This is a genomic window from Methylobacterium sp. J-068 (assembly GCF_022829445.1).
Taxonomy (GTDB): domain Bacteria; phylum Pseudomonadota; class Alphaproteobacteria; order Rhizobiales; family Beijerinckiaceae; genus Methylobacterium.
The window spans coordinates 109,355-122,859 of the sequence record NZ_JAKSXY010000109.1; the positions used below are offsets into that span (position 1 = coordinate 109,355).

Below are 13,505 nucleotides of genomic sequence, written 5' to 3' on the forward strand. Positions count from 1 at the left end.
GTCACGAGGAGGGCCGCGTCATGCACCACGTACTCGACATGCCGATCGACGCCGCCCAGGCCCGCGCCCTGCGGATCGGCGACACCGTCACCCTGCGCAAAACCCTGTTCGGCATCCGGGACGCGACCCTGATCCACATGTTCGACCGGGAGCGCCGGACGCATCTCGATCTCACCGGCCACGCCGTGATCCATACGGCGCCCAACGTCCACCGCGTGCCGGTCTCGCCCGAGGCGCCCGTCGGCTACGCGCCGTTCTGCATCGGCACCACCACCTCCATGCGGATGGAGCGCTTCACCGACGCCCTGATGCGGCGCGAGGGCGTGCGCCTCATCGTGGGCAAGGGCGGCATGGGCCCGAAGACCCTCGAGGCCTTCGCCGAGCAGGGCGGCGCCTACCTCGCCATCGTCGGCGGGGCGGCCGCCCTGGAGACCACCTGGATCGAGCGGATCGAGGACATCGACCTCGACGACCTGCATCCCGAGAGCCTGTGGAAGTTCGCGATCCGCGATTTCGGTCCTCTCCTCGTCGGGATGGATTCCCATGGCGGCTCGCTCTTCGCCGACGTCCAGCGCGACGTCGCCGGCCGGCGCGACGCCGTCATCGCGAGCCTGGGAGCCGCCTGATGCGCGCCGTACCGACGACGATCGAGACCGACATCCTGATCCTCGGCTCCGGGGGCGCCGGCCTGTTCGCGGCGCTGCACGCCAAGAAGGCGGCGCCCGACCTCGACGTCACGGTCGCGGTGAAGGGTCTGCTGGGCAAGTGCGGCTGCACCCGCATGGTCCAGGGCGGCTACAACGTCGCCCTGGCGCCCGGCGATTCCGTCGAGCGCCACTTCATGGACACGATCGAGGGCGGCAAGTGGCTCAACAACCAGGAGCTGGCCTGGACCCTGGTGACCGAGGCGCAGGTCCGCATCCGCGAACTCGAGAGCGAGCTCGGCTGCTTCTTCGACCGCAATCCCGACGGCAGCGTCCACCAGAAGGCCTTCGCGGGCCAGACCTTCGACCGGACCGTGCACAAGGGCGACCTCACCGGCATCGAAATCATCAACCGCCTCTCCGAGCAGGTCTGGCGCCGCGACGTCCGGCGCCTGGAGGACCACCGCGCCCTCGAACTGATCCCGGCCGCCGACGGCTCCGGCCTCGCCGGGGTGTTGATGCTCGACATGCGCACCGGCGTGCCCGTTCTGGTGCGGGCCAAGGCGACCCTGCTCGCCACGGGCGGCGGCCCGACCATGTACAAGTTCCACACGCCGTCGGGCGACAAGACCTGCGACGGCCTCGCCATGGCCCTGCGCGCCGGGCTCCCGTTACGCGACATGGAGATGGTGCAGTTCCATCCCACCGGCCTGCTCGCGGGCGCGGGCACGCGGATGACCGGCACGGTGCTGGAGGAGGGCCTGCGGGGCGCGGGCGGCTACCTGCTCGATGCCTCGCTCGAGCGCTTCATGCACCATTACGATCCGCGCGCCGAGCGGGCGACCCGCGACGTCGTCAGCCGCTCGATCATGCGGCGCATCCGCGAGGGTCACGCCAGCCCCAACGGGGGCGTCTACATCCAGATGAGCCATCTCGGCCCCGAGGACGTGCGGCGCAAGTTCAAGGGCATGGTGGAGCGCTGCGCCGATTGCGGCTTCGACCTCGCCGGCGGCCATGTCGAGGTCATCCCCACCGCCCATTACATGATGGGCGGGGTCGAGTTCCGCCCCGGCTGCGGCACCGAGCTGCCGCGCCTCTACGCGGCGGGTGAGGATACCGGCGGGGTCCACGGCGCCAACCGCCTCGGCGGCAACGGTGTCGCCAACTCGACGGTGTTCGGCGGCCTCGCCGGGGCCGCCATGGCGCGCGACATCCGGGACGTGCGGCATCCGGCCGAGCCCGATCCCCACGCGATCGAGGCCGGGCTGGCGCGTGTCTACGGCCCCCTCGGGCGTCCGTCCGGGGATCTCGAGGCGATCCGCGAAGCCCTCTACGCGACGATGTGGGACGATGTCGGCATCCTGCGCGACGCGGCCGGGCTGGCGCGCGCCGGCACCCGCCTCGCCGACCTCGCCGAGGCCGTCGCCCGGGCCGGAATCGCCGACGGCGACCGCCGCTACAACCTGACCTGGATGGACCGGCTGAATCTCGAGAATCTCGTCCTCGTCAGCCAGTCGATCTGCGCCGCCGCCCTCGCGCGCACCGACAGCCGGGGCGCGCATTTCCGCGAGGACTTCCCCGAGGCCTCCGACCTCGCGACCTCGCGCTACACCGTGGTCCGCCAGGACGAGGCCGGGCTCGGCGTCACCATGGAACCCGTCGCCTTCACGCATGTGCGCCCGGGCGATTCCCTGCTCGACGCGGCGGCCTGAGCCGCCGCGGCACGACCGATCCCGGAAAGGAATGCCATGGCCCACCCGCGCGGAGCCGACATCGTCGTCGAGACGCTGGAGCGCCTCGGCGTCACCCGCGTCTTCACGCTGTCGGGCAACCACATCATGCCGATCTTCGACGCGCTGCTGTCGACGGGCATCGGGGTGGTTCACGTCCGCCAGGAAGCGGCCTGCGTCCACATGGCCGATGCCTGGGGGCGCCTGACCGGCGAGGTCGGCATCGCCCTCGTCACGGGCGGCCAGGGGCACACCAACGCCGCCGCCGCCCTGTTCACCGCCCTGGCGGCGGAGAGCCCCGTCCTCCTGCTCTCGGGCCATGCCGGGGTGTCGGAGGCTGGGCGCGGCGCGTTCCAGGAACTCGCCCAGGCCGACATCGCCCGCCCGATGACGAAGGCTTCCTGGACGGCGACCTCCGTCGAGACGCTCGCCGACGACATCGCCCGTGCCATGCGCATCGCCCGCGAGGGCCGGCCCGGCCCCGTCCATCTCAGCCTGCCGGTCGATCTCCTCGAGGCCACCTTCGCCCCGGCCGAGGCAGGGTCGTCGGGCGACTCGGAGGCGGAGATCCGGGTCACGGAGCCGGGGGACGACCTCGTCGAAGCCGTGGCGGCGGAACTCGCTCGCGCCGAACGGCCCCTGATCCTGTGCGGCCCGGCGGCCTGCGGCGCGCGGGGACGGGCGCTGATGTCGGCCCTCGAGGAGGCGTCGGGCATCCCCGTGATCGGCATGGAGAGCCCGCGCGGCCTCAACGATCCGAGCCTCGGCGCCTTCGCGGAGATCCTGCCGCGGGCCGATTGCCTCGTGCTCGTCGGCAAGCCCCTCGACTTCACCCTGAAGTTCGGCGACGCCCCGGCGGTGGCGCCCGGCTGCGGCTTCGTCGTCGTCGATCCCGACCCCGCGCTCGTGGCCCGCGTCGACCCCGCCAGACTGGCGGTCTCCGGCACGGCGGATTCCCTCCCGATGCTGGCCGCGCTGACGCGCCGCCTGGCCGACCGGCCGCGATCGGCGTGGCGCGCGGAGGCGCGGGCGGCCGTCGATTACCGGCCGGCCGGCTGGGCGGATCTGCGCGGGGCGGAGGGACGGCTTCACCCGGTGGAACTGTGCCGGGGCGTGGCGGCCTTCCTCGACCGGCATCCCGACGGCACCCTGATCTGCGACGGCGGCGAGATCGGGCAATGGCCCCAGGCCCTGGTGCGGGCGCGCCACCGCCTCGTCAACGGCGTCTCGGGCACCATCGGCGCCTCGCTGCCTTTCGCCATCGCGAGCCGGATCCTGAACCCGGCCGGGCCCGTGGTCGCCGTCCTGGGGGACGGCACCTTCGGCTTCCACATGGCCGAGTTCGACACGGCCGTGCGCTACGGCCTGCCCTTCATCGCGGTCGTGGGCAACGATGCCCGCTGGAACGCCGAGTACCAGATCCAGTTGCGCCAGTACGGACCGGAGCGGGCGCGGCACTGCGACCTCCTGGGTTCGCGCTACGATCGCGTCGCGACGGCGCTCGGCGGCCACGGCGCCCTCGTCACCAGCGCCGACGCCCTGCCGCAGGCCCTGGAGGCCGCGCATGCGAGCGGCCTGCCGGCCTGCCTCAACGTCATGATCGAGAGCGTTCCCGCGCCCATGATCCGCCGGCCGCAGGCCGGCTAGTTCTCGTCGCGGCCGGCATCGGCCAAGGGAGGTTCACATGCGCAGGCGCGACGTTCTCGCCCGGGGGCTGCTGACCGGGGGCCTCGGCCTCCTCGCGGGGCTCCGGCCCGCACGGGCGGAGGTGTCGGAGGTCAGCATCGCGCGCCAGCCCAGCCTCGGGCACCTGCCGCTGATGATCATGGAGGAGCGGGGCCTGCTCCAGAAGCACGCCGCCGCGCGGGGCCTGCCGGGCCTCGGCGCCCGCTACGTCACCCTGGCGGGCGGGGCGGCGATGAACGACGCTCTCCTGTCCGGCTCCGTCCAGTTCGTGGCCGGCGGCGTGCCGCCCCTCGTCCTGCTCTGGTCGAAGACCGAAGGGACCGGCATGGCGGTGAAGGGGGTTGCGGCGATGAACGCCATGCCGCTCCTCATGAACACCAACGCGGCGCGCATCCGGTCGCTCGGCGACTTCACCGACCGGGACAAGATCGCGCTGCCCGCCGTCAAGGTCTCGGTCCAGGCCATGTTCCTGCAGATGGCCGCCGAGAAGGAACTCGGCGAGGCGCGCCGCAACGACCTCGACCGCCTCACCGTGACCCTCTCGCACCCGGACGGCATGGCCGCGCTCCTCGCGGGCCAGGAGGTGAGCGCGCATTTCACGGCCGCCCCGATCCAGGAGCTGGAACTGCGCCGGCCCGGCATCCGCACGATCCTGAACACCTTCGACGTGCTCGGCGGCCCCTCGACCTTCAACGTGGTCTGGGCCTCGTCGGCCTTCGTCGCGGCCAACCCGACCGTCCACGCGGCCTTCATGGCCGCCCTCGAGGAGGCCGTCGCGGCCATTGCGGGCGATCCCAGGGCCGCCGCGCAGGCCTATGCACGCCTGGCCCGCGACGGCTCCGATGTCGGGCTCATCGAAGCGATCCTCGCCTCGCCGCAGGTCGCCTTCACCACGACGCCGCAGGCGATCCTGCGCTACGTCGACTTCATGGCACGGACGAAGGCGATCCGCCGCGGCGCCAGGGATTGGCGGGAGCTGTTCTTCGCCAACGTCCACGCCAAGCCCGGCAGTTGAGGCGAAGGCCCACGGGGCCTCAATGCAGCAGGCCCGGGAGCGCCAGGGCGGTCGTGGTGAGGCCGATGGCGGCGAGCAGCGCCAGCACGATGGCCCGGAACCGGCGCTGGTCGATATGCGCGAACAGGGAAAGGCCGGCCAGCACGCTGACGAGGACGATGGGCAGCCCGAGGGCGAGGTCCCCCATCAGTTCGGGCGGGAAGGGATTGAACGCGGCCAGGATCGCCAGCGACCAAACCTGCAGGACGAGGGTGAAGCTCTGGTAGACGGCCCGCTGCATGCGCGGCTCCCAGCCGCGCACGAGGCTCCAGGCCGTGGGAAGGGCGCCCGACAGGCCGGCGATGCCCCCGAGGATGCCGCCGAGGAAGCCCACGGCCCCGTCGCTCCAGGCATTGCCGAACGAGACCCGGTAATCGCTGCGCAGCAGCGCCACCACGGCGCTGTAGAGGATCAGGAAGATCCCGATCAGCACCTTGACCAAGTCCGGGTTGAGATCCTTCAGGAGATAGATCCCGATCGGCGCCCCGAGGAGGCCGGGCCCGATCATCGCGAGCGCCGTCGCGCGCGGCGGCCAAGTCCGCAGGCGCAGGACCGACAGGGTCTGCGAGAGGATGCTGCAGGTCAGGACCAGCGCCGTCGCCTCGATCGGCGCGCGGATCGACAGCAGGGTGCCCGAGGCCACCAGCGCGAAGGCGAACCCCGTCAGGCCGGAGATGAGGCCCGCGCAGCTCAGGCACAGGACGATCTGGAGGGTCTCGCTCACCGTGCGTCTCCGGGCTCGATCGATGGACGGCGTGCCCGGCCGGGACGCACGATGCGGCCGGAGAGGAGGACGGCGGATGCGGGAGAGCGCCTCGCGCAGGTCGCCGCCTTCGATGGGCACGCAGAATTGTCTTATATAAGATTAATGACCGTTCAAGCCGATCCTCGATGCCGACTTCTTCCGGATCGCCCACTGGCTTCGTTCGCGATGGAATTTCGCCGGTCTTTCCGTGGCGGCGGGCATTCGGCGACCTACCCTCGATTGACGCGTCGAATTAAGATGTCTTATACAAGACATAGTCGCCGCCAAGAGCCGACGGCTTCACCAAGGAGGACCCCGGAATGAGCAGCCACGCCGGATCGGGTGGGGGGCGGACGAAGCCGCACCTCCTCGCCCACAGCCCGCAGGACAACGTCGCCGTCGCGGTGATCGAAGGATTGAGCGCCGACACCGACGCGTTCGGCGTCATCACCGAGGACGATTCGACCTTCGCGTTGAATGTCCGCCACGACATTCCGATCGGCCACAAGGTGGCGCTCATCGACCTGAAGGCGGGCGATACGGCCATCAAGTACGGCCAGGACATCGGGAAGATCGTCAAGGACGTCGCCAAGGGCGAGCATGTCCACGTGCAGAACCTCAAGACGAAGCGCTGGTGAGGTCGCGATGCCCGGAGAGAACATCATGAACGCCCCCGAGACCACCTCCCCCTTCGTCGGCGGAGCCCCCGACCAGTTCGCGACCGCCGCCCTCGGCTCCGGCCGCCCCTCGGCGGACATCCAGGGCGCCACCTTCATGGGCTGGCGCCGCGAGAACGGCCGCGTCGGCGTGCGCAACCACGTCGTCCTCCTGCCGCTCGACGACCTCTCGAACGCCTCCTGCGAGGCGGTCGCCAACACCGTCAAGGGCACGATGGCCCTGCCCCACGCCTATGGCCGGCTGCAGTTCGGCGAGGACCTCGAACTCCACTTCCGCACCCTGATCGGCATCGGCTCGAACCCGAACGTCGCGGCCGTCGTGGTCATCGGCATCGAGGACCAGTGGACCAACCGGATCGTCGAGGGCATCGCCAAGACCGGCAAGCCCGTGGTCGGCTTCGGCATCGAGGGGCACGGCGACATCGCCACCATCGCCAAGGCCAGCTACCAGGCCAAGCGCTTCGTGCAATGGGCGACCGAGTTGCCCCGCGAGGAATGCCCGATCGCGGACCTCTGGATCTCGACGAAGTGCGGCGAGTCCGACACCACCACGGGCCTCTCCTCCTGCCCCACCGTGGGCAACCTCTACGACAAGCTGATCCCAGCCGGCATCTACGGCGTGTTCGGCGAGACCTCGGAGATCACGGGCGCCGAGCACCTCTGCCGCGAGCGCGCCGCGACGCCCGAGATCGGCGACAAGTGGTTTTCCATGTGGAAGTCCTACCAGGACGACGTCATCGAGGCCCACAAGACCGACGATCTCTCGGATTCCCAGCCGACCAAGGGCAACATCCTGGGCGGCCTGAGCACGATCGAGGAGAAGGCGCTCGGCAACCTCGAGAAGATCGGCCACGACAGCCGCTACATCGACGCGCTCCAGCCGGCCGAGGCCCCCGCCAAGGGGCCGGGCCTGTACTACATGGACACCTCGTCGGCGGCGGCCGAATGCGTGACCCTGATGGCGGCGGCGGGCTACGTCGTCCACACCTTCCCCACCGGCCAGGGCAACGTCATCGGCAACCCGATCGTCCCGGTGATCAAGATCACCGGCAATCCGCGCACGGTGCGCACCATGGGCGAGCACATCGACGTCGACGTCTCGGGCGTGCTGACCCGCGAGATGACCATCCCGCAGGCCGGCGACGCCCTGATCGACATGGTGATCCGCACCGCGAACGGACGCCTCACGGCCGCCGAATCCCTCGGCCACCGCGAGTTCGTGATGACGAAGCTGTACCGGAGCGCCTGACGGGCGGTCTCTCCCGCCGCGTTCCGGTCCGGGACGCGGCGTCCCACCCCGACGCCATCGGGGTTTTCGCGGACGGAGGAAGACCGCGCAAGCGGCGCCTCCCGTTCGAAGAGCGCGTGGGAGGAACGCCAAGTGAGATCAGCGCCAATGCGATTCTTGCGATCGATCTACGGTCAGGTCCTGGTCGGCATCGCCCTCGGCATCGTCGTGGGCGTGCTCGCTCCCGAATTCGCCGTGGGCCTGAAGATCCTCGGCGACATGTTCATCAACCTGATCAAGATGGTCGTCGGTCCGGTGATCTTCTGCACGGTGGTGGTCGGCATCGCCCATGTGGGGGACATGAAGAGCGTCGGCCGCATGGGGCTGAAGACGCTCGTGTATTTCGAGGTCTCGACGACGGTGGCGCTGGCCGCCGGCCTCCTCTTCGTCAACCTCCTGCGGCCCGGCGACGGCATCAACGCCACGGTCGAGAGCCTCGACGCCAAGAGCGTCGCGGCGATCACGGGCAAGGCCCACGCCCAGAGCGTGATGGAGATCATCGCCAACATCATCCCGCACAGCGCGGTCGACGCCTTCGCCAAGGGCGACCTCCTCCAGGTGATGTTCTTCTCCGTCCTCGTGGGGATGGGGCTGGCCGCCATGGGTCCGAAGGGGCAGTTCCCCCTCAAGGTCATCCATTCCTTCGGCGATATCCTGATGAAGGTCGTGGGCATCATCATGCGTTTTGCCCCCATCGGGGCGTTCGGCGCCATGGCCTTCACCATCGGCAAGTTCGGCCTCGGCATCCTCGCCCAGTACGGGATGCTGATCCTGTCGCTCTACCTGACCTTCTTCGTGTTCATCGTGCTGTTCCTCGGCGGCGTGATGCGGTTCTACGTGGGCTTGAGCCTGTGGAAGCTGGTCCTCTACGTCCGCGAGGAGATGTTCATCCTGCTCGGCACGACCAGCACCGAATCCGTCCTGCCGCGCCTGATGGCCAAGCTCGGCGGCCTCTCCGTCGAGAAGGGCGTCACCGGCCTCGTGATGCCGGCGGGCCTGTCGTTCAACATGGACGGGTCGTGCATCTATCTCACCATGGCGATCGGCTTCATCGCCCAGGCGCTCAACATCCCGCTCACCTGGGAGCAGGAACTCGGACTCCTCGCCATCGCCCTCGTGACCTCGAAGGGGGTCGCCGGCGTCGCCGGCGCCATCCTGTTCGTGCTCGCCGCGACGCTCCAGGCCTCCCAGCTCCTGCCGGTGGCCGGCATCGCGCTGATCATCGGCGTCGACCGCATCCTCAACGAGCTGCGGGCGATCACCAACGCCATCGGAAACATGGTGGCGACCCTGGTGATTGCCCGCTGGGAGGGCAAGATCGACCTCGCCCATGCCCGCGCCGTCCTCGACGGGCGCATCCAGCCCGACCTCGACAGCCTCGACGAGCCGGACGAGGCGGTGGACGACGCGCCCGAGCGGGCGCCCGTCCCCGTGCGCCACGGGCCGATGCCCACCATGGTCGCGGCCACCTGAGATGCGATGCGTTCTCTCCGTGAACGGAAACCCGGTGCCATGCCGACATCAGAAAGCCCCAGGACGCGCATGCCGAAGGTCGTGATCAGCGAATTCATGGACGAGGCGGCCATCGCGGCCGAATTCGGCGGGTTCGAGACCCTCTACGATCCGGGTCTCGTCGACCGGCCGGACGACCTGACGGCGGCGCTGGCAGGCGCGGACGCCCTCGTGGTCCGCAACCGCACCCAGGTGCGGGGCGCGCTCCTGGCCGCGGCCCCCGACCTCAAGGTGGTCGGGCGCCTCGGCGTCGGGCTCGACAACATCGACCTCGCGGCCTGCGGCGAGCGCGGCATCGCGGTCTACCCCGCGACCGGCGCCAACGACGTCGCGGTGGCCGAATACGTGATCGGCACGGCGATGCTGCTCCTGCGCGGCGCCTACGGCGCGACCGCCGCCGTGGCGGCGGGGACGTGGCCGCGCGACGCGCTGATGGGCCGGGAGATCTCGGGCAAGCGCCTCGGCCTCGTCGGATTCGGCGCCATCGCCCGCGAGACCGCTCACCGCGCCCTTGCCCTCGGGATGGAGGTCTCGGCCCACGACCCCCTCCTCCCGGCCGACGACCCGGCCTGGCGGACGGGAAGCGGCACGGTCGCGCGCGCGGAAAACCTCGCCGCGCTCGTCGCCCGGAGCGACGTCCTCTCCCTCCACGTGCCGCTGACGCCCGAGACCCGGGGGATGATCGACGCCGGAATCCTTGCGCGGATGCCGGCCGGGGCCGTGCTGATCAACGCCGCGCGCGGCGAGGTGGTCGATGTCGCGGCCGTGGCGGAGGCCTTGCGCGGCCGCCATCTCGGCGGCGCCGCCCTCGACGTATTCCCACAGGAACCCCTCGACGCGGCCTCGGGCGCCCCGCTCCGCGATCTGCCCAACCTCATCCTGACGCCGCACATCGCCGGGGTGACCCAGGAATCGAACGTGCGCGTCTCCCGCGTCACGGCGCAGGCCGTGCGCCGCCACCTCTCCGAGGGCTGAAAGCCATGACCACCCTGAGCCTCGCCGCCGCCCACGCCCTCGTCACCGAGGCCCTGGTCCGCTGCGGAACGCTGGCGCCCGCGGCCCGCAGCGTCGCCCGCGCCCTCGTCGGGGCCGAGGCGGACGGGCTGAAGGGCCACGGCCTCTCGCGGGTGGCGTCCTACGCCGCGCAGGTCCGGGCCGGAAAGGTGGTGGGCGACGCCGCCGTCGCGGTGACGCGGCCCCGGCCCGGCCTCCTCGCGGTGGATGCGGCCCACGGCTTCGCCTATCCGGCCCTCGACGCGGTGCTGGAACAGCTTCCAGCGATCACGCGGGACCAGGGCGTCGCGGCGGCCGGCATCCGCCGCTCGCATCATTGCGGCGCGGCCGGACGGCCCGTCGAGGCCCTGGCGGAGGCGGGGCTCCTCGCGATCCTGTTCGCCAACACTCCGGCGGCGATGGCCCCCTGGGGCGGCTCACGGGCGGTGTTCGGAACCAATCCCCTCGCCTTCGCCTGCCCCCTGCCGGGGGGCGCGCCGATCGTGGTCGACCTGTCTCTCTCGAAGGTGGCGCGCGGCGCGATCATGACCGCCCGGCAGCGCAATGAGCCCATCCCCGAGGGCTGGGCCCTCGATGCCGCCGGACAGCCGACGACCGACCCGGGCGCCGCCCTCAAGGGCACCATGGTGCCGCTCGGCGACGCGAAGGGCACGGCGCTCGCCCTGATGGTGGAACTCCTCGCCGCCGGCCTGACCGGCGGGCGCTTCGCGGCCGAGGCAAGTTCGTTCCTGGACGCCGAGGGCGATCCGCCGGGGACCGGGCAGCTCGTCATCGCCATCGCGGCGGATGCGTTCGGGCCCGGCGCCCTGGCGCGGTTCGCCGAACTCGCGGGCTCCATCGCGGCGCAGGACGGGGCCCGCCTGCCGGGCGCGCGCCGCCTCGCCCTGCGGGCGCGGGCCGAGGCCGAGGGGCTGACCGTCCCGGACGCGCTCGTGGCCGAGATCGAGGCGCTCCGGGCGTGAAGGCCGCCACACCGGCCGGGAGCCGGCCTCGCCCCCCGGCACTCCGGACCGATCGATTGCCCGAGGCCGGACTCGGCCTTAACGAAGGACGGGACACCGTGCTGGGACATCTCTCCTTTCTTACTCCCACGCCCGGGGAGCAGCGACGCACCGACATGGAACGCACAGGTGGTAACGCGGTCGGCCGCGGCGATGCGGTGGGCTTCCGGCCGCTCTATCGGCAGGTCTACGATACGCTCCTGCGCCGCCTCGCCGACGCGGTCTGGCAGCCGGGCCAGATCCTTCCGAGCGAAGGGGTGCTCGCGGCCGAACTCGGCGTCAGCCAGGGGACGGTGCGCAAGGCCCTCGACGCGCTCACCGCCGACAGCCTGCTGGTGCGCCGGCAGGGGCGCGGCACCTTCGTGGCCGAGCACGACGACAAGCAGAGCGTCTTCCGCTTCTTCAAGCTCCGCCCCGACGGGACGGTGGCCGGCACGCCGACGAGCCGCGTCGTCTCGATCACGGAGGCCGCCGCCACGATCGACGAGCGCGACCGGTTGTCCCTCCTGCGCAACGCGCGCGTGGTGCGGCTGGAGCGGGTGCGCTCCCTCGACGGGCGCGCCTGCCTGTTCGAGACGATCGCGGTCCCGTCGAGCCTGTTTCCCGGCATGGCCGCGATGGAGCTTCCGAACACGCTCTACAGCCTCTACGCGACGCGGTTCGGCATCACGATCGCGACCGCGCACGAGCGCCTGAAGGCGATCGCGCTCGAACCCGAGAAGGCGGCCCTGCTGGGCAAGCCGGCGGGCACGCCGGTCCTCGAGGTCGACCGCGTCGCCGTCGACCTCGAGGACCGGCCGGTGGAATGGCGCCTGTCGACCTGCCTCACCGAGGACATCCACTACGCCTCCGTCCTGCGATGAACGTCGCGGATCGCGAGGGGCGCCTTTCAGCGGGACAGGGAGAAACCGGGATGGCCACGATGGATCGACGCAGCCTCCTCAGACAGGCCGGGGCCGGCCTGATCGCGGCCGGCGGGTCGGCCCTCGCGCCGCTGCGCGGATGGGCTGCGGAGGAGACCGCCGCCGCGCCCGAGGTCGTCCTGCCCTTCGGCAACGGCGAGCGGCCGCTCGTCGCTTATCCGGGCAAGCGCCCGCTCCTGCAGATGACCGCGCGGCCGCCGCAGCTGGAGACGCCCTTCTCCGTCTTCGACGAGGGCGTGCTCACGCCGAACGACGCCTTCTTCGTCCGCTATCACCTCGCCGACATTCCGACGACGATCGATCCCGAAACCTTCCGCCTGACAGTGGCGGGGCACGTGGATGGACCGGTCTCCCTGTCGCTCGCCGAACTGAAAGCGCTGCCGACCGTCGAGATCGTCGCGGTCAACCAGTGCTCGGGCAATTCGCGCGGCTTCGTCGAGCCGCGCGTCGCCGGGGGCCAGCTCGCCAACGGCGCCATGGGCAATGCCCGCTGGACAGGCGTGCCGCTGAAGGTCGTCCTCGACCGGGCGGGGGTGAAGGCCGGGGCCGTGCAGGTCGTGTTCGAGGGTCTCGACGGCCCGGTCATTCCCGAGACGCCCGATTTCGCCAAGGCGCTCGGCATCGACCATGCCCGCGACGGCGAGGTGATGCTGGCCTGGGCCATGAACGGCGCCGACCTGCCCTGGCTCAACGGCTACCCGCTGCGCCTCGTGGTTCCGGGCTTCTTCGGAACCTACTGGGTCAAGCACCTCAACGCGATCACGGTGCTCGACAAGCCCTACGAGGGCTTCTGGATGAAATCGGCCTATCGCATTCCCGACAATCCGTGCGCCTGCGTCGAGCCCGGGCAGGCGCCCAAGGCCACCGTGCCGATCAACCGCTTCACCATCCGGTCCTTCATCACGAACCTCGTCGACGGGGCCGACATCCGGGCGGGACGCACGAATCTGCGCGGCATCGCCTTCGACGGTGGTTCCGGCATCGCGACGGTGGCGGTCTCGGCCGATGACGGGCACAGCTGGACGGAGGCGACGCTCGGACAGGATCCGGGACGCTATTCCTTCCGGCCCTGGACCCTGTCGCTCGACCTCGCGCCCGGACCGCACGCCCTGCGGGTGCGGGCCACGGGCAAGGACGGCGCCACCCAGCCGATGGAGCCGCGCTGGAACCCGCCGGGCTACATGCGCAACGTGGTCGAGAGCGTCCGCGTGCGGGCAGCGTGAGGACAACC

12 protein-coding genes are annotated in these 13,505 nt (G+C 71.0%); 11 read left to right on the plus strand and 1 reads right to left on the minus strand.

Annotation, left to right across the window (positions count from 1 at the left end; translation table 11 throughout):
• Positions 1-20: 20 nt before the first annotated feature.
• Genes MKK54_RS19140 through MKK54_RS19155 form a run of 4 tightly spaced genes read left to right on the plus strand, consistent with a single transcriptional unit; the run spans position 21 to position 5,075 of the window.
• Positions 21-626 carry a fumarate hydratase C-terminal domain-containing protein gene (locus MKK54_RS19140; protein ID WP_244013136.1) on the plus strand — a complete coding sequence of 202 codons (606 nt, stop codon included), beginning with the start codon at positions 21-23 and terminating at the stop codon, positions 624-626.
• Positions 626-2,356, plus strand: coding sequence for an L-aspartate oxidase (locus MKK54_RS19145; protein ID WP_244013139.1), 1,731 nt, complete (start codon positions 626-628; stop codon positions 2,354-2,356). Before MKK54_RS19140 ends, MKK54_RS19145 begins: the two co-directional genes overlap by 1 nt.
• Before the next feature lie 36 nt (positions 2,357-2,392).
• Complete coding sequence (locus MKK54_RS19150; protein ID WP_244013141.1) at positions 2,393-4,021, plus strand: thiamine pyrophosphate-binding protein; 1,629 nt, start codon at positions 2,393-2,395, stop codon at positions 4,019-4,021.
• 37 nt (positions 4,022-4,058) lie between these two features.
• Positions 4,059-5,075, plus strand: a complete 1,017-nt coding sequence (locus MKK54_RS19155) for an ABC transporter substrate-binding protein (protein ID WP_244013144.1) — start codon at positions 4,059-4,061, stop codon at positions 5,073-5,075.
• Between the two features lie 19 nt (positions 5,076-5,094).
• Here MKK54_RS19155 and MKK54_RS19160 read toward each other — a convergent pair whose 3' ends face one another.
• Complete coding sequence (locus MKK54_RS19160) at positions 5,095-5,838, minus strand: sulfite exporter TauE/SafE family protein (RefSeq protein ID WP_244013146.1); 744 nt, start codon at positions 5,836-5,838, stop codon at positions 5,095-5,097.
• A 341-nt stretch (positions 5,839-6,179) separates the two neighbouring features.
• Between MKK54_RS19160 and MKK54_RS19165 the strand changes: the two genes are divergently transcribed.
• From MKK54_RS19165 to MKK54_RS19195, 7 genes are all read left to right on the plus strand, one after another.
• On the plus strand, positions 6,180-6,497 hold the full coding sequence (locus tag MKK54_RS19165) for a UxaA family hydrolase (protein ID WP_244013148.1): 318 nt from the start codon (positions 6,180-6,182) through the stop codon (positions 6,495-6,497).
• Positions 6,498-6,522: 25 nt separating this feature from the next.
• Positions 6,523-7,785: a UxaA family hydrolase gene (locus MKK54_RS19170; protein WP_409564210.1), complete on the plus strand. Its 1,263-nt coding sequence runs from the start codon at positions 6,523-6,525 to the stop codon at positions 7,783-7,785.
• 147 nt (positions 7,786-7,932) lie between these two features.
• Positions 7,933-9,297 carry a C4-dicarboxylate transporter DctA gene (dctA, locus tag MKK54_RS19175; RefSeq protein ID WP_244013150.1) on the plus strand — a complete coding sequence of 455 codons (1,365 nt, stop codon included), beginning with the start codon at positions 7,933-7,935 and terminating at the stop codon, positions 9,295-9,297.
• A 69-nt stretch (positions 9,298-9,366) separates the two neighbouring features.
• Positions 9,367-10,311 carry a hydroxyacid dehydrogenase gene (locus MKK54_RS19180; protein ID WP_244013152.1) on the plus strand — a complete coding sequence of 315 codons (945 nt, stop codon included), beginning with the start codon at positions 9,367-9,369 and terminating at the stop codon, positions 10,309-10,311.
• Positions 10,312-10,316: 5 nt separating this feature from the next.
• Positions 10,317-11,312 carry an Ldh family oxidoreductase gene (locus MKK54_RS19185; RefSeq protein WP_244013154.1) on the plus strand — a complete coding sequence of 332 codons (996 nt, stop codon included), beginning with the start codon at positions 10,317-10,319 and terminating at the stop codon, positions 11,310-11,312.
• A 155-nt stretch (positions 11,313-11,467) separates the two neighbouring features.
• Positions 11,468-12,214, plus strand: a complete 747-nt coding sequence (locus MKK54_RS19190; protein ID WP_244013156.1) for a GntR family transcriptional regulator — start codon at positions 11,468-11,470, stop codon at positions 12,212-12,214.
• A 50-nt stretch (positions 12,215-12,264) separates the two neighbouring features.
• A complete protein-coding gene (locus MKK54_RS19195) occupies positions 12,265-13,497 on the plus strand; it encodes a molybdopterin-dependent oxidoreductase (RefSeq protein ID WP_244013158.1) in 1,233 nt (410 codons plus the stop codon).
• Positions 13,498-13,505 lie beyond the last annotated feature (8 nt).

What these genes read in the sequence shown, in the direction of transcription:
- MKK54_RS19155 (WP_244013144.1), top strand. Translation starts at nt 4,059, where the DNA reads ATGCGCAGGCGCGACGTTCTCGCCCGGGGGCTGCTGACCGGGGGCCTC.
- MKK54_RS19165 (WP_244013148.1), top strand. Translation starts at nt 6,180, where the DNA reads ATGAGCAGCCACGCCGGATCGGGTGGGGGGCGGACGAAGCCGCACCTC.
- MKK54_RS19190 (WP_244013156.1), top strand. Translation starts at nt 11,468, where the DNA reads ATGGAACGCACAGGTGGTAACGCGGTCGGCCGCGGCGATGCGGTGGGC.
- MKK54_RS19140 (WP_244013136.1), top strand. Translation starts at nt 21, where the DNA reads ATGCACCACGTACTCGACATGCCGATCGACGCCGCCCAGGCCCGCGCC.
- MKK54_RS19150 (WP_244013141.1), top strand. Translation starts at nt 2,393, where the DNA reads ATGGCCCACCCGCGCGGAGCCGACATCGTCGTCGAGACGCTGGAGCGC.
- MKK54_RS19195 (WP_244013158.1), top strand. Translation starts at nt 12,265, where the DNA reads ATGGCCACGATGGATCGACGCAGCCTCCTCAGACAGGCCGGGGCCGGC.
- dctA (WP_244013150.1), top strand. Translation starts at nt 7,933, where the DNA reads ATGCGATTCTTGCGATCGATCTACGGTCAGGTCCTGGTCGGCATCGCC.
- MKK54_RS19185 (WP_244013154.1), top strand. Translation starts at nt 10,317, where the DNA reads ATGACCACCCTGAGCCTCGCCGCCGCCCACGCCCTCGTCACCGAGGCC.
- MKK54_RS19145 (WP_244013139.1), top strand. Translation starts at nt 626, where the DNA reads ATGCGCGCCGTACCGACGACGATCGAGACCGACATCCTGATCCTCGGC.
- MKK54_RS19170 (WP_409564210.1), top strand. Translation starts at nt 6,523, where the DNA reads ATGAACGCCCCCGAGACCACCTCCCCCTTCGTCGGCGGAGCCCCCGAC.
- MKK54_RS19180 (WP_244013152.1), top strand. Translation starts at nt 9,367, where the DNA reads ATGCCGAAGGTCGTGATCAGCGAATTCATGGACGAGGCGGCCATCGCG.